The organism is Collinsella aerofaciens (assembly GCF_015553355.1).
GTDB lineage: Bacteria > Actinomycetota > Coriobacteriia > Coriobacteriales > Coriobacteriaceae > Collinsella > Collinsella aerofaciens_V.
The window spans coordinates 1-18,158 of record NZ_JADNGN010000038.1 but is presented as its reverse complement, the minus strand read 5'-3'; the positions used below and the strand labels follow the sequence as shown (position 1 = coordinate 18,158).

General features: G+C 52.4%; 15 protein-coding genes. All 15 read right to left on the bottom strand.

Going from position 1 to position 18,158, the window contains the following annotated elements:
* Nucleotides 1-81 precede the first annotated feature (81 nt).
* The gene (locus I2D57_RS08660) at nucleotides 82-1,722 is read right to left on the bottom strand and encodes a hypothetical protein (RefSeq protein WP_195362184.1); all 1,641 of its coding nucleotides are present in this window, start codon (nucleotides 1,720-1,722) and stop codon (nucleotides 82-84) included.
* Complete coding sequence (locus tag I2D57_RS08655; protein ID WP_195362183.1) at nucleotides 1,665-3,716, bottom strand: NACHT domain-containing protein; 2,052 nt, start codon at nucleotides 3,714-3,716, stop codon at nucleotides 1,665-1,667. The genes I2D57_RS08660 and I2D57_RS08655 overlap by 58 nt, the downstream gene beginning before the upstream one ends.
* Before the next feature lie 582 nt (nucleotides 3,717-4,298).
* Nucleotides 4,299-4,784, bottom strand: a complete 486-nt coding sequence (locus tag I2D57_RS08650) for a hypothetical protein (RefSeq protein WP_195362182.1) — start codon at nucleotides 4,782-4,784, stop codon at nucleotides 4,299-4,301.
* 2 nt (nucleotides 4,785-4,786) lie between these two features.
* Nucleotides 4,787-5,389 carry a hypothetical protein gene (locus I2D57_RS08645; protein WP_195362181.1) on the bottom strand — a complete coding sequence of 201 codons (603 nt, stop codon included), beginning with the start codon at nucleotides 5,387-5,389 and terminating at the stop codon, nucleotides 4,787-4,789.
* Entirely contained in the window at nucleotides 5,386-5,982 is a 597-nt protein-coding gene (locus I2D57_RS08640; RefSeq protein ID WP_195362180.1) for a hypothetical protein, read from the bottom strand. Before I2D57_RS08640 ends, I2D57_RS08645 begins: the two co-directional genes overlap by 4 nt.
* A 282-nt stretch (nucleotides 5,983-6,264) precedes the next feature.
* Nucleotides 6,265-7,479 carry a Coenzyme F420 hydrogenase/dehydrogenase, beta subunit C-terminal domain gene (locus I2D57_RS08635; RefSeq protein WP_195362179.1) on the bottom strand — a complete coding sequence of 405 codons (1,215 nt, stop codon included), beginning with the start codon at nucleotides 7,477-7,479 and terminating at the stop codon, nucleotides 6,265-6,267.
* A gap of 9 nt (nucleotides 7,480-7,488) precedes the next feature.
* Complete coding sequence (locus I2D57_RS08630) at nucleotides 7,489-8,994, bottom strand: lipopolysaccharide biosynthesis protein (RefSeq protein ID WP_195362178.1); 1,506 nt, start codon at nucleotides 8,992-8,994, stop codon at nucleotides 7,489-7,491.
* Complete coding sequence (locus I2D57_RS08625) at nucleotides 8,987-10,066, bottom strand: polysaccharide pyruvyl transferase family protein (RefSeq protein WP_195362177.1); 1,080 nt, start codon at nucleotides 10,064-10,066, stop codon at nucleotides 8,987-8,989. The genes I2D57_RS08630 and I2D57_RS08625 overlap by 8 nt, the downstream gene beginning before the upstream one ends.
* 8 nt (nucleotides 10,067-10,074) lie before the next feature.
* Entirely contained in the window at nucleotides 10,075-11,361 is a 1,287-nt protein-coding gene (locus I2D57_RS08620; RefSeq protein WP_195362176.1) for a hypothetical protein, read from the bottom strand.
* Entirely contained in the window at nucleotides 11,358-12,713 is a 1,356-nt protein-coding gene (locus I2D57_RS08615) for a glycosyltransferase family protein (RefSeq protein WP_195362175.1), read from the bottom strand. The genes I2D57_RS08620 and I2D57_RS08615 overlap by 4 nt, the downstream gene beginning before the upstream one ends.
* Nucleotides 12,710-14,047: a glycosyltransferase WbsX family protein gene (locus I2D57_RS08610; RefSeq protein ID WP_195362174.1), complete on the bottom strand. Its 1,338-nt coding sequence runs from the start codon at nucleotides 14,045-14,047 to the stop codon at nucleotides 12,710-12,712. The genes I2D57_RS08615 and I2D57_RS08610 overlap by 4 nt, the downstream gene beginning before the upstream one ends.
* Nucleotides 14,044-15,177 carry a non-hydrolyzing UDP-N-acetylglucosamine 2-epimerase gene (gene wecB / locus I2D57_RS08605; protein WP_195362173.1) on the bottom strand — a complete coding sequence of 378 codons (1,134 nt, stop codon included), beginning with the start codon at nucleotides 15,175-15,177 and terminating at the stop codon, nucleotides 14,044-14,046. Before wecB ends, I2D57_RS08610 begins: the two co-directional genes overlap by 4 nt.
* 1 nt (nucleotide 15,178) lies before the next feature.
* Nucleotides 15,179-16,291, bottom strand: coding sequence for a glycosyltransferase (locus tag I2D57_RS08600; RefSeq protein ID WP_195362172.1), 1,113 nt, complete (start codon nucleotides 16,289-16,291; stop codon nucleotides 15,179-15,181).
* On the bottom strand, nucleotides 16,288-17,769 hold the full coding sequence (locus tag I2D57_RS08595; RefSeq protein ID WP_195362171.1) for a sugar nucleotide-binding protein: 1,482 nt from the start codon (nucleotides 17,767-17,769) through the stop codon (nucleotides 16,288-16,290). The genes I2D57_RS08600 and I2D57_RS08595 overlap by 4 nt, the downstream gene beginning before the upstream one ends.
* 14 nt (nucleotides 17,770-17,783) lie before the next feature.
* A partial coding sequence (locus tag I2D57_RS08590; RefSeq protein ID WP_195362170.1) for a GDP-mannose 4,6-dehydratase occupies nucleotides 17,784-18,158 on the bottom strand: 375 nt, incomplete at its 5' end.

The window sequence follows — 18,158 nt, the reverse complement described above, 5'->3', positions numbered from 1 at the left end:
GTGTTGGCTAAAATGGGTCGGCCGGGATTGGTCAATCTCGGCCGACTATATTTGGCTAAAATAATCCGACGCTAACACCAGCTAAAATGGGCGAAGGAATTCGCGGACCTCTGCGTCTTCCATCCATCGCTTCACCGAGGCTATAGCGTCTTCCAAAACCATGCGGTGCCGTATAAAGGCAACTCCTGGCAAATTCTCGATCACCTCTTCAATGAAGTTAATCTTCCCTTGAAGTAGTGGGATTTCGCTTCCACTCCACGAAGCGCCGAAAGAAGACATGATTACTGGGACCTTTTTAAGCTCTTTCGAGCTAAGGCCCTCTTGGCACAGTAAGACTATGTACTTGACCCTCAGATTCTTGGGCAACTCCATTGCAACATCTGGTAGATGATCGACAAGCTTCCCATTACACATCGATCGTGACGCCAGCCAAGTCACGACTGCATCGCCGCAATGCTCAATAGCGTAATCAAGAAAATACTTTAAAGCGAAAGGCTTCGACATGCTCCGCAGATTTGTCTCAACCCCCTCTATACCCTTCAATGCGCTATCTGTTGCGGCCTCGCTGTTCTCCTCCCTCCATACTGCTTCGCCCAAATGCTCCATTGCATAAGTCGCATTGAACTCCATGAGCACGGGCATTGCCCTCTCAGGAAATTGACCATCGTTGGCAACGATAAGACGAAGAACATCCTCATTCCAATAGGGATTCGTAGCGTTTACGAGATTAAGTAAGATATCTTCGGCAAGACGCAGCATTTCCGGCTTGGAGATAAATGCCCTTTGTTCGGCATTGTTGATGTCCCTAGGAAGAAGCCTATAAAAGGCATGCGAGCCCCTTTCAAGCTTCTGTAGGACGCCGACCGCGTACCTAGCGAAAAAGCCTGGCGTAGCAGAGTCGATTTCCATCGCGGCTTTATACGAAACAGTTTCGCCATACTCGTCGGCTCCTCCCTCGATATCCCTTACCAGATCAGGACTGACTCCGAACTCCTTTAACCGCACTACGTCAATTCGACTAAGCCATTCAGGAATCTCATTCTCCTGTCGCTTCAAGGCAAGACCGCGAACCCGATCGATGCCGAGCAAGTCAATCCAGCGAATGAGCAAATCGTCCGGGACTGTATACAAGGGAACATCAGAGAGGATGATCGGCTCTGCGCATTCGGTCAAAGTCTCCGCACCAAGAATCATGACGTCACTCAGGATTGGGAATGGAATCCCAGTTGAGCTTTGCCGGCCGGCAGAACACACAATCGAGATCGCCTTCAATAGCTCTGCCGAGCCAGCCGTTTGAATAAGATCGATCAATTCCTCCGAGACAGAGACATCGTGTCCGCGGGAGTCGTCTAATAAGATTTGGGCTGCAATCCGCATCTTGGGCGATACATTGAGGAACGGGAGCCCCTCTTCGGCGATGATGCCTTGGGAAATGAGCTCTTTCTCCAGTTGAACAAACCCAGGTAAGCTGCAAATCTCAATCGACTCGATTCGGGAAACATATCCTTTATACGCCTCCTCCAAGGTCTCCTTCCACAACCGACCGGCACCGTCCTCGCCGCCGATACCCCGAAGCCCGGTAATAACCGAATCGCAGAGACGGCTCAGCTCATGACAGTCTCTGAGCTCCTTGAGGCAGGCAATCGCTCGCTTCCGCAACTCGATCATCGCCTGGGAGTAGAGGTGGTTGCCATGGATGAACGTGACCTTGTTTCCTTCCATCCTCGTCCGGCCCTCGTACACTGTCGCCAGTAAAGCCTCGACATAATAGGCAAGCAAAACCCCGTACCTATCCTCCTTTGTTTTGCGAAACCCGCACGAAAGGCGTTCAAGGACCTCGTTCTCGTATCGAAACCCGTCCGAATACGAGTTCTCGTTGAAAGACATGCTCGTTGTGAGTGTCTCCTTTGCCTCCCGTGGAGGCAAAAGTTCTTCTCCAATGCCATAAAGAACAGCTCTTCTGGCTCGCTGAATTGAGGGGCATGCAGAAAGGGCGCGAGCGATGTGAGGATACGAGATTTCTGCGAATAGAATCCAGAAGCCTTGTCGAATTTACAGGCAAGGTAATCGTAGTTTCCGGGTTCGGTGTCTTCGATTGCCCCGAGAATATGTTCAAGGCCCTTCTCACCGAGGAGGATATTGTAATCGAACACCATTTTCCATCGTTTCTCACCATTTGCCAACGCCCAAATGTCGTTCAGCTGCAATTTCAAGGAGGAAAAAAGCTCTTCGCTGTAGAAATTGTTTACAAGGATGGCGACAATATCGGGGCATCGAGCATTGCCACACTCCAGCTCATCCACGTCGGAAAGAGACAATCTTTTCTCGGCGATGAAAGCCTGGTAGAGCAAATAATCCCTCAAAACCTGTTCGCCCGGCGCTACCGCCACCATATTCTGACATGCATCCACCAGTTCGTCGTGGCACAGAGCGGCGCAAGCATCGACGTATCTGTCATGAGAAATCCCTACCTTGGAAAGCAGGCTATCCAGGTCTTTATTTCCCCCTATCCTGTGAGCATCCAAAACCGAGACGATCGTCGCCGCTTTTTTGGAGTCGCCGCCCAGACTAGAAGCCTTCTCTCCGTAGCAAGCTTCTATAAGACTCGGCATCGTGGAGAATACTTCGACCCCGCGTTCCTTAGCAACCTTGGCCGCCGCGAAGGCCAAACGCATGTTGCCCCTCGACAAGCGAATTATATCCGCAGAGGCTGTCCCTTTCGCGATACCAAATCCGTTCTCGACCACTTGTAAGGCCGTCTCCTCGTCAAGCGGGTTGACCGCATAGAGGTAAGGCTCGCAGTACTGTGAAACGGAGCTCTTCACGAGCCCGAACGCGTAATTTCTTACCGTCATAAGGACCTTGATATTACCCCTGTTGGACACGAAGTCCGCAAACCATTCAAGGCCGGAAAGTTCGTTGGCGTCGTCGAGCAGAATTATCGTAGGGTCCTCTTTGGGGACATCGTACGACAAATCCTTCCAGATTGGCAGCTTTTTCGATTGAATAACAAGAGGATACGCGCCGCTGCTATTCGCGAATTGGCGCAGGGTCTCTATACAAAGCTTGGTCTTCCCACATCCAGGGCGCCCATACACCAAGACGAACTGATTCTCTTCGAGCGCAGCAAGAAGCTCGTTGGTCTCTTTTTCCCTGCCAAGCAAGTCGACCTTCAGGGTTGATGCAAAGCTATTCTTTTCAACTACGGATTCGAATTCATCCGGGGTCATAATTTGTCCAGTACCCACCTCGATGTCTAGATGCTCTCTTGCAAGATTTGGGTACCGTCGAGCTAACAAACTCGCCATTACGTCCGTGCCAACAAGTTCGACGCGTTCGTCAATGCCTCTTAGATAGCTGAGGTCAGAACTATCTAGCCTTCGACATGAAAATGCGATTGCTATTTTAACAAGTTGTCCAGAATCGAGCCCCTTTCTTTCGGTCTCAAGGCACTTCTCGATATCCATTTCGATTTTCTTCTTTGCATCAGCCTTATCTGGATAATGGCCGCATTCGAGATAGGCGAATTTGTTGTGGGGCAAAAGCCAGATTGTGTCCGGCGTCCCCGGGGCGGTTGCCGCCGAGCGAGCAGCGGACCCCCTGTGCACGGGCTTATCATACCTAAAATATTGTGTAAGCAATTCTTGGGCAAGGTTCTGAAAGGCGGCAGGATCGAGCTTGGCGATTCTGTCCCTGATTTCGATTTCTCTGCTCATCAAAGCTGCAAGCTCCTCCGCTTTCTCTGGCTAACCAAACGACTCGTCTACAGGCTGCCCCAAACCTCCGCGGCAAGCTTGATGATATGACATGCGCCGCATTAATGAGAACGAGATTGTCGATAGCAAAACGATCCAGTTCCGCGGCGCGTGCCACGCCTTCTCATGCACCCACTGGGTCCATCTTTAGCAGTCATGGTTCTTTGATTTGAAACTTGGGCTAGAACGTGAGGGAGCTGGGATCTCTATTCCCAGCTCCCTCACTATCCGCAGCCCTTGCTCTGCAATTTGTTTGCTGGAGGTGGTATCTCTGACGTCCGGCTTTAGGCCCAGTGCTTAGTCTTCCAATCTAAGCAAAACTTGCCGTTCTACTTCGGGAAAGGCGCTTGGCTTAATCATTCTTGCAGAGCTAATTCGACCTAGCTTAGATTAAGCAGCCGACATATCGCCCGCGCGGCTTTGCGGCCGCTTCATCTATATTCTAGTGTCTTAGTTTGTTTGGAATAGTCGAAATCCCCTCTTTGGTGATAGCAACGCCTCAATCAGCCGCAAAATAATAATTCATAGAAGTTTATACGCTGCTTAGTCGTCAGTCTTCTTCTGTTCCTCATGCGTTTCCTTGTTTTTCAGCAATGCTAGATAACGCTCGAGTTCAGAAAGAGAGCCGCGGTATTTTTCAAATCGACGAGAATCATAAAAATAGATAACGAACTGATTATTGTCATCTAAAAAGCCCACTCTTAAATCAAGGGGCTCATGGAAGTACTGGCTTCCAGCGTTTTGCGATTCATCAAAAATCGGGTACTGCAACTTTTCAATCACAATGGCAGGCTGTTTGTAGTTTGGCAGCGTACGATTTCGCATACCAGCCTTCCAAGAAACAACATCCCCTGCCGATAGCGATTCGTTAGAAATATACGCCTCATAGGATTTTTTTAGCTCTTGTATAGCGGAGTCATCGTCTTTGGAAACATTCAAAGAGTCGATAAACTTCTTCATATCGTCAGATTCCAAATTATGTGTCAGCAGGTTCCTTAATGCTGTGTCCTGAATCGCATTTTCATTCATATTTACTCCACTAAAATACTCTTGTTGCTGATTTGCTTATTAGCTAAATCGCTATCGTCTTTATATGTGTTTACATTGCTTACTGTAGTACCGGATTTTTCGCATGCCTCGCAAAGTTCGATTCTGCATTTAGCAATGGAGCAGATTTTGGCGTATTCAGCGATGGTGATCTGTACGTCATTTGTTAGATCGAGCTGTTTTGCTGCGCGTAAAAAAACAGAGGTGCTTGCATAAAGTGTTTCGATAATCCGCTTCGATAGTTCGTTTCCAGGCATGTTTAAGCACTTGGAAAGCGTACTGATTAGAGCGGTTTTGAACTCGTTGTCTAATAATGGCAAATACCACTTGACGGATTCACTAGAGTTGGTAAGACCCTTGTTCAGCAACGAAACAGAATCACGGATAATACCAACCGTTTTAACGACATCTGAATCGGAAGAGATATCACAATCCTCGCTGGAAAGATAGCAGTCTTTTGAATGTGGAAGAGCCTTTCCATTTGACCAGAGTTTAGGCGCCGGATGCATAACCTTATAGGCCGCAAACACTGACAACAGCGCACACAGGCTCGACAGTAATGAAATTAAGAACTCTAGGGCGCTCACTCTTCATCGCCATTCTCGCTACGGCCGAGACTCAATGCATCTCGTATTATCATTTCCAAATCATCAGCAGTAATTATGTACCCATCATCGCTTGTTTCATTTTCCCTATATTCATCAGGCCCAGAGCCCGCGTTACTGCTAGTGAAAGACATGGCTGCTAAATAAGCTGAAACGGCTAATGCAACCGATGAATTAATATAAGGAGACAAGCTTGTCTGTACATCAAAGAAGTGCGACTCGAACAGCATCTGATTGACCGCCAGACCACAAGACAACAAAAGCGAAAGCATGAGGAGTATAATTCCAACGCCCCATTTAATACCTGAATGAATTTTTGAACAATTGCCATGAATCAACTCAACACAGAGAAGTGACGCAGAAGAAAAACTAAAGGCCGCTTTACTCAGATCGTTCATAAAATACTCGTAGAAAGACTGTAATCCGGAAATTGCAAGTAATATACCGCAGGCAATAGTGGGAAGTAGAATTCCGACAAGATTCCAGATGAAGGCAATGCTAAATTCAATAATAAACTGATGGCTTTGCCGAAAGCCGTTCACTTTATTAATAATACTGCTAATCAACTTGTTCAATCAGAATTGTCACCAGAATTCAGTTATTCATCTAGGCAGATTTATCAGAAATAAGGTAAAACTTACCGAATTTAAATAATCTATAGAGCGATCTCCGGACGAGCGTCGATTCATCATTTACCTTTCTTATAGCCACCACGCCACCCTGTCAGTTCAAAAAAATTGCGACTAGCGTCACGAACAACGCGCCGGCTGCCGAGTAGATCCACGTGGAACGACATATACAAACCTCGCACGCAACGGCGGGCTCTCGCACCGCTTGCAGCTGCCCGTCGCATGCCGCTAGCGAATGCCCTCGCGAGCAACCTTGAGCACCTTGCGTTTGATCGCTCCCAGTTTGCCGCGGACGCGCTGCTTAAGAGACGACTTGAAGTCGTACTTAGCCATCAGTCCCTCGATACCCATCCTTGAAGCAAGATCTGCCATAAACTCATCGCACTTCGCATACGGGGCAACCGATTTGACCAGGCTAGGATTGCCAGCAAGAACCTGCTCGATGGTCGCATCGCCACAGTCAATGGAGTTCGCAATTCCTTGAAAAGCTGCGATACCCTTATCGGTATTACAGATAACCGCAGAGACACCCTTAGAGTAGTCGACCTCAGGATGGATACCCTGGAAACCCCAGAAGTCGCCGAGGGTAATATCAGAGCCGCAACTTCTCTTGGCAGGGCACATGAAACAAGAGGGCCTCAGCGACGCATTGGCCAGAAACGCTTTCATGTACCAGTCCTGATTGAAAATGGTGGATTCACAATTAGGAGATGGGTCTTTCTCCGCTATGTACTCGTACATAGCGGAGTAAGACAACCATCCGGTTGTCTTACTCCGCATATTAACGTCACACACGTTCGATCCGCGGAGCGAATTCTTGTAGTCAATCCACTCCGACCAGAGGCGCGGCGCCGGGACACCGTGGCAGATGACGTCGACGGTCAGGAGCAGGCTGCTCTCCCCCATCTTTCCCAGATAGCGCTTGAGGCCCGCGATCTGACATGCCGTGCCGGCGAAGAGGACACGGCGACCCGAGCGGATTGCATCGCGAATCCCAACGTAGACCCCCCTGCCGATGCGGCTCTGGACGTACTTGGATCGCATGACGCAATCGAGAGAGGCAGCATCCTCGACCAGCACATGCTCGACGCGGCGACAACCGTCGGCCCAGGCGGCTCCGCAGACGACACCACCGTCCGCAATCACACTTTCGGCCAGGAGGCCAAAGATGCCGCCGCTGGAGGAAGCCTCCAACAGCTCACTGGACTTGCCCTTGGCCCAGCGGATCCCAAGAGCTTCGTCGCACTTACCCCCGCCAAGCGCGGGACACACCGATTCGCACGCATGGCACCCCACGCAGGCGCCTGCATCGATAACGGGATGTAGGAAGCCAAACTTATCCTCCTGCATGGAGATGCACGACTTGGGGCACTTCGCGGCACATGCGCCACAGCCACAACAGGCATCGCCGAGCTTGGATATCTTCATCTCGTCATAAGACACAACGAACTCCTAACGAAGGAACGGCAGGCGAGCAGCGAGCATGTTCTTCTCGTCGGCATCGAGTACGAACGCCCACATGGCAGCCATGAACAGGACGGTGTAGACAGCACCCCAGCAAAGGAACAACGCCCATCCAGTGACGGGCATAAAGGCTGATCCCAGCAGGCATGATGCGAGGACGCAAGCGGAGACCAGCAGCACAGGCAGGTTGCGGCGCCAGTAGAAAACCATATCGAGCCCAATCCTCTTCTGGTAATACCAGTTCATAAAGAGGCCGTTACCCAACGAAATGCTCAGAATGTAGGCGATGGCCGGAGCCCAGTAACCCAGAATAGGTGACATAGCCCAAGTGAACACAACGTTGATGCCTGCCATGCAGAGATAAACAACGGAGCGAGCCTTGTGCTTGTTCTTGGCGCGCTGAATTTCGATTCCTGTGTTCTGACACAGGGGGATTCCCAGCGGCAGCGCCATGGCGCAGATAAGCCAGTACGCGTCCATAAAGCCCTCGCCCGCCCACTTGGCAATGAAGAAGCGCCCGAGAAGGACGAATCCACAGTACACCCAGCAGAATAGGAACATCTGGTAGCGTCCCACGCGCGTCATGAGTCGGGTAAGTTTAGTGTTGTCATCGCTTGTGGCCACGATGCGATTGATCATTGGAACAAAGACATTCGACATCACTGTTGATAGGGAAACGAAGACGCTACGAACTTGAATTGAAATTGCAAACACTGATACGGTAACGGCACTCGTAAGAGCACCAAGTAACATATTTGGAACACTCTGGTTAACCAGTTCACAAATCTGGTTACCAAATATCCACGCGCTGAACGCGGCAATCGAGAGGAAGAGAGACCCGTCAAAGTGGAAAACATCAAATCTCATGCCAAGCTTTAAGACTGCGAACCTGGCGTTCAGAACCAACAGTGTCAATGCAACTGCAAGCTGCGCCGTCGCAACGCCTACCGCCCCCATCCCAAGATTGAGCAGCACGAAAGCCACGCCAGGAGTCGCCAAAGATGTGAACATCTGCCTCGACTGTTGAAACTTGAACTGTTCATGGGCAAGAATGTACGCATCAAAGACGGTTGAAAACAGAGTCACGGCGACGTTGAACGACATTATCACCATGAGCTTACCCGCGAGTCCCACCTGGTTGTCCGTGAAACTATCTGAGAAAAATGTCCCAACATTAGCAGAAAAGAGTAGGCCCAGCGCAAGGGCCACGACACAGACCGCAATGTAAAGCATGAGATACATGCCGTTGAGCCTGCGAATGTCGCCCTCGCTACCCTTCGCCCGTTCCTGCGTATAAAAGCGGATGTAGGCCTCGGAAAAGCCGAAAGTTAGAAGTGTAAGCGAGAATACGAACGAGTTGGACGTCTGGTATACGCCGTAGTCAGCCTGGCCCACGAATGCCAGCAGCATGGGCGTATAGACGAGGTTGACCAGGTTCTTGACTATGATGTTTGCATAGCCGAGTATCGCACCGGTCTTACGTTGGCTAACCATGATAGACAATTTCTTTTCTCGATTTGCTGAACAGGGATCGATTAAGGAACGAATCGAATTTTGCGCGCTCAATTCGAAGCTTATCCTCAACATCAAAGGATTTTGGCTCCCCGCTTTCGAGGAAATTCCAATTTGCTTCACGCCAATTACCTAGGCCAAGCTTCTCAGCCAAGGTATCGAACCGATCGCTCATGTCGAATTGCGAACCTGCGCGTTCGAACATCAGAAGCGGCTTACGATATAGGAGCGTAAAGATGCTTCCGTGGTAAGAATCAGTGGCAACAAGCGAGGAGTTCCTTATGAGGTAGATGAACTCAGAAGGTCCACAGGCAAAGAACCGAGGATCCCCCAGAAGATCTACGACCTTCAATCCCGCTCGTTTGCAATATTCGTCGAACATCGCAACCTTGGGAGAATCACTACCGAGAAAGTACTTCAGGGCATAGCGCCTAGGAAGTAAAGCCGCAGGCGCTTCGGCGAGTTTATCCCATTCTGCAGCGTCAAGCATAAGGGTTGGATCGATCAAAACCTCCGCGTCCAACCCAGCGCATTCCTTAATCAATCTTGCGGCGTTCTTCTCCCTAACCGATATGAAATCAAACGCAGCGAGTCTTTCCCTGTATGTGCTTTTTTTCTCCACGGGCAGCTCAGGTGCAGAAATGCTAGCCGAGAGAGACACTTTCTTGACACTTTCGGCAAAGCAAAGAAACATAGCACCATTGCTATCAGGAATGTAAGGGGACCAAATCTGATCGCTTCCCGCTACAAAAGCGTCGAAACCATCGGATTTTCTCGGCGGGAAATCCGGCAAAGAATAATTCGGCTCATATTTAATATGTTCCTCATCGAATCGAAGAAACGCTGAATGCCTCGCTCGTTTGGCCCCCCTCTTACCAGCGAAGCTATCGACAAGAAAAACTTTAACCTGGTGCTTTAGGCTGCAACGTGGCTCGCTTTGGCGAATCGTGCTCGCATCCGCTCCCCTTCTTTGAAGCAGCTCCTGAACAGCATAATTCTGCAGACGCTGACCATAATTGTCACCAAAGGTAAAAGTAACAATCCCGACCTTCATATTACCAGTCACTCCTTAGAAAGGGCCGACGTACTCTGAGCAATGGACTTCCACCTTTCGACGAGCGCAAGCCCTATAAGCAAGAACAGCAAGGCATTATTTGCCCTCGTAAAACACTGAGTGTAGATTGTCGCAGTTGCCGCAAGCGCAACAAGGGAAAGATAAAGAACGTATGGTCTGCGCCCCCGACACCCGCAAGACACGCAGAAGACATAGAAAGCAAACAGGGCAATAAGGAACCAAACGCCCAGAAGGATGACTAGCGATCCAAAATCAGCTTGGCCGAAATGAGTAAACCCGCAGAAGGCGCCCTCGTGGAATGTTGCTGCGCCCAAACCGATACCAAAAAGCCAGCTTGACGCCAAATTTAAGGCATAACCGATTATTGCAATTCTTTCTCCACTGCCCACCGCATCGGTTCCTATCGAACTAGAGCTTTCCACAAGGTCAAATAACGACAGGACATTGTCATCAAAAAAGTTTGCGAACGATGAATTGCATATGTACAGCAAGAAGACAATTCCCAGCAGGACAGCAAGAAACATCAGGCCCTTGGCGATTCTCATGAAATTGATCGATGACAAACCTTCGGCATAGAAAAGCAGAAGAACGATGGGCATCAAGGCGAACAAAGCCTTGTTGTCGTTCAAGGCGGCAATAACAAGTGAGCTAGCAAGAACCGCCGCCGCGCAACAAACGACGGGGATTCGCAACTCCCCGCTTCCATCCCGTATGCTGTTCAAATCAATGAGCAAAACGAAGCACGAGAACAACGCAACGGCATGGGTCGAAGCATACATGAAAAGACCTGAAATCAGGTCTTCATAGAAGGGAATTTGGCCCGTCATGGGGGCGGCCGCCATAAGAGAATATGGGTAATAGACCTGAATTAGGATAACCATACAGTTGACGGCATAGACAGCGTTAAAGAAAACAATCCATCGCTGCTTCCCGAAATCCAGCAAATCTGACCCGTTGGTCTTCAGCATCACGATGAAGAGCGCATAGAAAAAGAAGGTCTGTATGGCTTTAAGGTTGTATGAGGTCTTACCGGGAACTATGCTCCCAGCAGAGTAACTCAAAACAAGGAGCATCGTAATTAGGCAGACGAGGAAAAGCAGCTTCTTCGGAATCTTCCAGCCACTGAAGATAAGGCGAACTCCAATGAGAAGAAAGATAACGTTATTTACGATTCCGGCCATACCAAGGTATTCAAGCAGAAAAACCTTAGCCATAATCAGACTGATTATCAGTGCATCTATCCCCGACCCTGTTTTTTTCTCAAGAATACTCATATGGCGAACTCTTGTTTTCGTTTCCGTGAATTTGCAGCCTCGATTTTTTTTCGCTCCCGACATGAATAGAAAATACGCAGCGGCAAAGAGATGCAATTGTCTAGCCGGAATCTGTAGGTTCGGCATTGCCTCTCATTTTCGACGGCATTTTGCGCAGTCGGCATGCTCGGTTTCGCCAAAGCAATGAATGCGTCATTGGTCGCGAGGGCCATCGCGCCCCCATCGTGATTAGCGCGGAACCCGTTCAACAACTCCAGCAACTTATCAGGCTCGTCGAGCAGCTGGCACAGCTCCTGCTCCGAAGAAAGAACCTGGCCGCAATGCGTCATACTCACAAACTCAGCTATGTTACCGCTTGATGGACAAGTGATGATAAAAGCATTTGATGCATATGCCTCCATGCAGGTGTACGAATACGTCTCTAGGCATTGAGACCAAAGTAAAGCAACGTCCACATTCTCGCGTCGCAGCTCGTCAATCATAGCATTGGGTTTTCCTGGTGAAAATTCGACGAAGACCCGTCTCATTCCGCTAGGTAAAGGCTTCGTCTCGTTGTTGAACACAACGAATTCATATTTTCCCTGGCCACGAAACGCGTCGACAAGGCGACACCAACAGTCCCAGCCTTTTATAGACTGTTGTTTCCCAAGATATGCAACTTTGATTGCATGATTGGGAGGAAGCATCTCCTTGTTGTCAAGATAAATCCCGACGTATCTTTGATGTGGAATTACCGTGCAATGCCCCTTTGCTTCCGGATGGAAAGATTGCACCATTCTTTCGACAACGCTTGAAGGGCAAGCGAATACTATGCGATGAAGCTCGTTGTGCAGAAGCCTCCAGATGCAATCTTCACGAATAATGCTGTCAGCGTAATAGGCACATCCCACGCATTGTGCGTCTCCCAATTTAGCAGATCCGCATAATTGTGTACTATCCTGTATCAAATTATAGTTTGTGCAGCACAGGTAGTAGTCATGCGCATATACGACCAGCTGGACCTTAGGATACGAAGATACTATGCCAGCAATCGATTCAAGGTTCCATCCCATGAAGTGATGGATGTAAATGCATCCCAGTTCATACTCGCCATCGAGCAAACGTCTTACCCTAGCCAAGAAAGCTTCAAGGCTGAAAACTCCTGCGAACTTACCATCGCATATCACACCGAATGAGTTGCTGAAAAGCCTCTTTGCAAATTTAGAAGAACCGCCAATGGGAAATAAGGCAACATACTTGATGCCAGCGTCATTGGCAGCAACCTGATGACTCATAACGACCTTCGGCGTACCCGTACGGTCAATAAGATAGTTCGAAAGCGTTATGGCAATGAACAGTTTCTTCTTTTTCATTCGTTCGGCCCATCCTGCATGATGGCCCGCAATGTCGCATCAAGATATGCATACCCCCACAGTGAATCAGGTTCCAGGTAGGCACCTTCTCCCCACTCGTTCCAAGCGTTTAGAAAGACCACCTTCTTGTCTAAGTCGCGCCTACGGCGCACCTCGTCAATCGTGTCCGCAAGCCATCGTCTATATAGCTCAGGCGTGCTCCCGTGAAAAATCGTTCCTCTGTGATTCCTTCGGGCCGTGTTGTCCCACATGGGCATTACGGCGGGATAGACCTTCTTATCGCGGCTCCAAGTCGCATATCGCTTATTCTCGACCAAATCCGCATAGTCGTAGACGGTGCCGCCGAAATCTTCGCGCAACGGACGCACCTGTTTGGTTATGTTGCGACAGTTGTGCTGCACCTGCTTGGGTTGGAACTCGCTCTCGGCATCAAAGCCAACTGCCGACCAATCAATGTTGGTATCACGCTCTTGCACGGCAATAAGATAGGGTTCTGAGCCGCATTCGTCCTTACAAATGCGGCGCCACTCAGAAATCACATGCTCTGGATCTCGAATAAGCGATGGGCGATACACGGATAGGACGGGCTTGCCGTCTATTCGGAGATATCGCTCATCGCTGAAATCATGGACAACATCCCTCATGAAGGCGGTGTAGTTCTCGGAACTCTGGGTGATCTCCATCAAGACATCGTTGCTCGTACCGCTGAATCGCTTTGTCCAGTTTTCATTCGCCCAGCAATAAAAGAAAGGCATGTCAAGGTTTGAGTCATCCAGAAACATATCTAAAGGTCCTTCGAGAAGTCTCTGACCACCATCGAACCAGTAGTAGTAAAAACAGAAAGCTCCTACGCCATAATTCTTCGCAAGCTCAATCTGCCTTTGCATATTGCATTTCAAGCGCAAATCGTAATAGCCGAGCTCGCCGGGCTTCCTTGGCTGATAATGCCCCGTGAACTGAGGGACGGCCTTGCAAACATTGTTCCACTCAGTGGTTCCTCGTCCCCACCAGGAGTCATTTTGAGCATTGGGGTGGAATTGCGTCAAATAATATGCCACCAACAGCACGTCCGACTTAGCCTCATCATGCCTTCGATAGCCGACGTAGCCCTCGGCACGCGCATCATAACTTTCTAGGACATACTCGGCGTAAGAGCTCAAGAGGTCATTATCAGCCACAATACGCAAGGAGCCCGCATCGGCTGCCGCTTCGCGTTCGAGAATACGCTCATAACGCCTGACTCTGAGGTTTTCTTTAAATTCAGCGCTCAACGGGAGTTTCCAAAACAAACCTTTAAGCTTCTCGTTGATTTGTCCGCAATTAAAAAGATTCATCGACATTCACCATCACGTATTCCAGCCTCGAGAGAAGAACGACCCAAAGCTTCCGCGATCCGCTCGCTCGCATGTCCGTCGCCGTAGGGATTGGAGGCGCGGGACATGGCGACGTACTCCTCGTCGTCGCAAAGAAGCCTACTGAACTCGCGGTAGATGGCCTCCTCCTCGGTGCCGACGAGCTTCAGCGTGCCTGCTGCCACGCCCTCGGGACGCTCGGTGGTGTCGCGCATGACGAGCACGGGCTTGCCCAGGCTCGGGGCCTCCTCCTGGATGCCGCCCGAGTCGGTGAGGATGATGTGGCTGACGGCCATGAAGTTGTGGAAGTCGAGAACCTCGAGCGGGTCGATGATATGCAGGCGGTCGAAGCCGTCAAGCTCCTCGTGCGCCGCCTTGCGGACGAGCGGGTTCATGTGGATGGGGTAGATCGCCTTGGTGTCGGGGTGCTCCTCCATCACGCGGCGGATGGCGCGAAACATGCGGTGCATGGGCTCGCCCAGGTTCTCGCGACGGTGCGCCGTGATGAGGATGAGGCGGGAGCCCTCCGCCCACTCGAGCTCGGGGTGGGTATAGCCATCGCGCACAGTGGTGCGCAGGGCGTCGATTCCCGTGTTGCCGGTGACCCAGATCTTCGACTCCGGCTTGCCCTCGTCCAGAAGGTTCTTCTTGCTGGCCTCAGTGGGGGCGAAATAGTACTCGCTCACGATGTCGACCGCCTGACGGTTGAACTCCTCCGGCCAGGGGCTGAAGATGTCGTGCGTGCGCAGGCCCGCCTCAACGTGGCCCACAGGGATCTGCAGGTAGAAGCACGCGAGCGCAGCGGCGAAGCTGGTCGTGGTATCGCCGTGTACGAGCACGACATCGGGCTTCTCGTCCTCGAGGACCGCCTTGAGCTTGAGCAGCACGTCGCACGTAACGTCGAACAGAGTCTGTCCCGGCTTCATGATCGCAAGGTCGTGGTCGGGCGTCACGCCGAAGACGCGCAGCACCTGGTCGAGCATCTCGCGGTGCTGCCCGGTCACGGTGACGACAGTCTCGAACTCATCCGTGCGCGCCTTCAGCTCGTTGACGAGCGGGCACATCTTGATTGCCTCCGGGCGAGTGCCGAAAACGAGCATAACTTTTTTCATATCAGCCTTTCAAAGCAAGTTGATAGCCGTCGAGAGTTTTCTCAGCAGCCTTCTCCCACGTGTATTCCGTAATTACCTTTCGGCCGAAAACCTCGTCGTAATTGACGCCGTAAGCCTCATCCAGCGCAGCCCTGATGGAGGAAGGGCTGCTGACATCGCAATAAAACGCGCTGTCACCGAAATAATCTCGCGTCGTTCCTTTGGGAGATACCACGATATTGCACCCCATAGCGGCTGCCTCCAGACTCACGAGGCCCGGCGTCTCGAACCAACTAGGCAACACGCTCACACGGCACTCGCGGCACAGCTTGTAAATGTCTTCGTTGGGAATTTGCTCGATCCATTCCATGTTCGGATTGGCTTCTATCTCCGACACAACCTTGTTCGCATACTCGATATGCCCGGGAGACTTCTTTCCCACAAAGACGACCTTGTAATCCGACCCCTCCACCGCCTTGATTAGGTTGAGCTGGTTCTTGCGAATGTCGATGCGGCCGATGCAAACAATCCATCCACTGAATCGCTCGTATCCTGTTGATTCAACCTCTTTCGCGGCCTTAATGCTCGCGACGTCGACGGCGTTGGGGACGACCACATAGTTGTCGGTGCGAAAGCCGAGATGAGCCGCTATCTGGTCCATCTCGGTCTTTGCATTCGGCAGGAACACATCGCAGTTGTCCAATATCTCGAGCTGCATCTTTTGGAAGCTATGTGTCATAAGGTAGCGTGCACCCTCGCTGCGCTCCCCGCGCAAGACGTACTTTCCGAAGGCCTTGAGGCGCTCCATTCCATCGACGCTAAGATGTTTTCCCAAAAAACCTCTCAGGCCGTTTGCTGCGCTCTTTTCGAAGCTGTCAGTCGGCCAGTAAATCGTGGAGAGCACGACAGGCTTTCCGGCCTCCTTGGCGTTTTTCGACTGGATGAAAGTTTCCTGGACCCGCGTGAGGTTGAACAAGTGGACCACATCGTATCCAGAAACATCGGGTCGCAAGTCCAAGGACAGGTCGACATCAATACCCTTTGATTCAAGGGCCTCCTTCGTCTTTACAAGTTGTGTCGTGTCACCGCCCGCTAGATCAAAAACGTTTTGGCGGGTCTGCATCAGTACTTTCACAGCTGCTCCATATTTGCTTTTTCAGAAGAGCCAAACAGGTATTCTTCCAGCTCATCCTCCCAGTCGGGCATGTGGAAGCCGACCGACTCGAGCCTGGAAAGGTCGAGCGCGGAGTGGACCGGGCGCGGGGCGACGGGGCCGGCGGCATTCGCGTAGTAGTCGGCGGTCGATACCGGCACGACCCTGTCCCCGTTGCCGTTGGCGGCCTCGAAGACGGCGCGGGCGATGTCCGCCCAGGACTTCACCGCGCCGGATCCGGTGCAGTCGTAGGTGCCGTAGGGGGCGTGCGTCCCCAGCACGTGGAAGATGGCAGCCGCCATGTCGCGCGTGAAGGTCAGGCGGCCCAGCTGGTCGTCAACGACCGTGACCTGCGTGAGCTTATCCTCCGGGTCGGCGACGCGGTCGGACAGCCCCTTCATGGTCTTGACGAAGTTGTGCCCCTCGCCGATGACCCAGGAGCTGCGCATGACGTAGTGGCGCGGGCACCCGGCCACGGCGATGTCGCCGGCGGCCTTGGTCTGGCCGTAGACGGACAGCGGAGAGAAGGGCTCGTCCTCGTCGTGCACCTCGGCGGTGCCGTCGAAGACGTAGTCGGAGGACACGTGGACGAGGGTGATCCCGTGCCCGGCGCAGGTGCGGGCGAGCAGCGCCGGGCCGGTCGCATTGGCCTTCCAGGCGGTCGCGCGGCCCTCAGGGGTCTCGGCCCTGTCGACCGCCGTGTAGGCGCCGCAGTTGATCACGGTGCCGTAGAGCGACCAGTCGTATTTGGAGTAGGCGTCCGGGTCTGACATATCGAAGGTGTCGATGTCGCAGAAGTCGAAGTCCTTGGCGACGCCGCGCTCCTCCGCCAGCGCGCGGACCGCATGGCCCAGCTGGCCGTTGCAGCCGGTGACGAGCGTCCTCCTGGGCGCCATGGGGACGACGTCCTTCAGCATCGGGTGGTTTTTGTCCGCCTCGGATACGGTGGCCTCGTCGAGCGGGATCGGCCACTCGATGGCGAGCTCGGGGTCGGCGAGGTTCACGAAGGTGTAGGTCCTCTTGAGCTCCGGCGACCAGTGGGCGTCCACCAGGTAGGTGTAGGCGGTGCCGTCCTCGAGCGCCTGGAAGGAGTTGCCCACGCCGCGCGGGACGTAGATGGCCTTGGACGGGTCCAGGGTGCAGGTGAACACCCTGCCGTAGGTGGCGCTGCCCTCGCGCAGGTCCACCCAGGCGCCGAATACGCTGCCGCGGGCCATGGAGATGAACTTGTCCCAGGGCTCGGCGTGGATGCCGCGGGTGACGCCGCGGCTGTCGTTGTAGGAGACGTTGTTCTGGACGACCCTGAGGTCCGGGATGCCCAGGGCGGTCATCTTGGCGCGCTGCCAGTTCTCCTTGAACCAGCCGCGCGAGTCGCCGTGGACGGCCAGGTCGACGACCTTGAGGCCCTCTATGCCGGTCTCGGTTGCGGAGAGGTCCTTCTCGAATGCGATGTCTGCCATTTATCTCTCCCCTCCTACTGGCCCTGCGCCCTGTAGCGGGCCTCGGTGGCCTCCTTGGCCGGGCGCCACCAGGACTCGTTGGCCACGTACCAGTCGATGGTGGCCTTGAGGCCCCCGGCGAAGTCGGTGTGCGCCGGCCTCCAGCCCAGCTCGCGCTGGAGCTTCGTGCTGTCGATGGCGTAGCGGCGGTCGTGGCCGGGGCGGTCGGCGACCCAGTCGAAGTCCTCGGGGTCGCGGCCCATGGCCTCGAGGATCATGCGCAGGACGGTGATGTTGTTCTTCTCGCCATTTGCGCCGATGAGGTAGGTCTCCCCCATGCGGCCCTTGGTGAGGATGTCCCAGACGGCCGAGGAGTGGTCCTCGGTGTGGATCCAGTCGCGGACGTTCTC

What these genes read in the sequence shown, in the direction of transcription:
- I2D57_RS08660 (WP_195362184.1), bottom strand. Translation starts at nt 1,722, where the DNA reads ATGGAAGGAAACAAGGTCACGTTCATCCATGGCAACCACCTCTACTCC.
- I2D57_RS08655 (WP_195362183.1), bottom strand. Translation starts at nt 3,716, where the DNA reads ATGAGCAGAGAAATCGAAATCAGGGACAGAATCGCCAAGCTCGATCCT.
- I2D57_RS08650 (WP_195362182.1), bottom strand. Translation starts at nt 4,784, where the DNA reads ATGAATGAAAATGCGATTCAGGACACAGCATTAAGGAACCTGCTGACA.
- I2D57_RS08630 (WP_195362178.1), bottom strand. Translation starts at nt 8,994, where the DNA reads ATGGTTAGCCAACGTAAGACCGGTGCGATACTCGGCTATGCAAACATC.
- I2D57_RS08625 (WP_195362177.1), bottom strand. Translation starts at nt 10,066, where the DNA reads ATGAAGGTCGGGATTGTTACTTTTACCTTTGGTGACAATTATGGTCAG.
- I2D57_RS08620 (WP_195362176.1), bottom strand. Translation starts at nt 11,361, where the DNA reads ATGAGTATTCTTGAGAAAAAAACAGGGTCGGGGATAGATGCACTGATA.
- I2D57_RS08615 (WP_195362175.1), bottom strand. Translation starts at nt 12,713, where the DNA reads ATGAAAAAGAAGAAACTGTTCATTGCCATAACGCTTTCGAACTATCTT.
- I2D57_RS08610 (WP_195362174.1), bottom strand. Translation starts at nt 14,047, where the DNA reads ATGAATCTTTTTAATTGCGGACAAATCAACGAGAAGCTTAAAGGTTTG.
- wecB (WP_195362173.1), bottom strand. Translation starts at nt 15,177, where the DNA reads ATGAAAAAAGTTATGCTCGTTTTCGGCACTCGCCCGGAGGCAATCAAG.
- I2D57_RS08595 (WP_195362171.1), bottom strand. Translation starts at nt 17,769, where the DNA reads ATGGCAGACATCGCATTCGAGAAGGACCTCTCCGCAACCGAGACCGGC.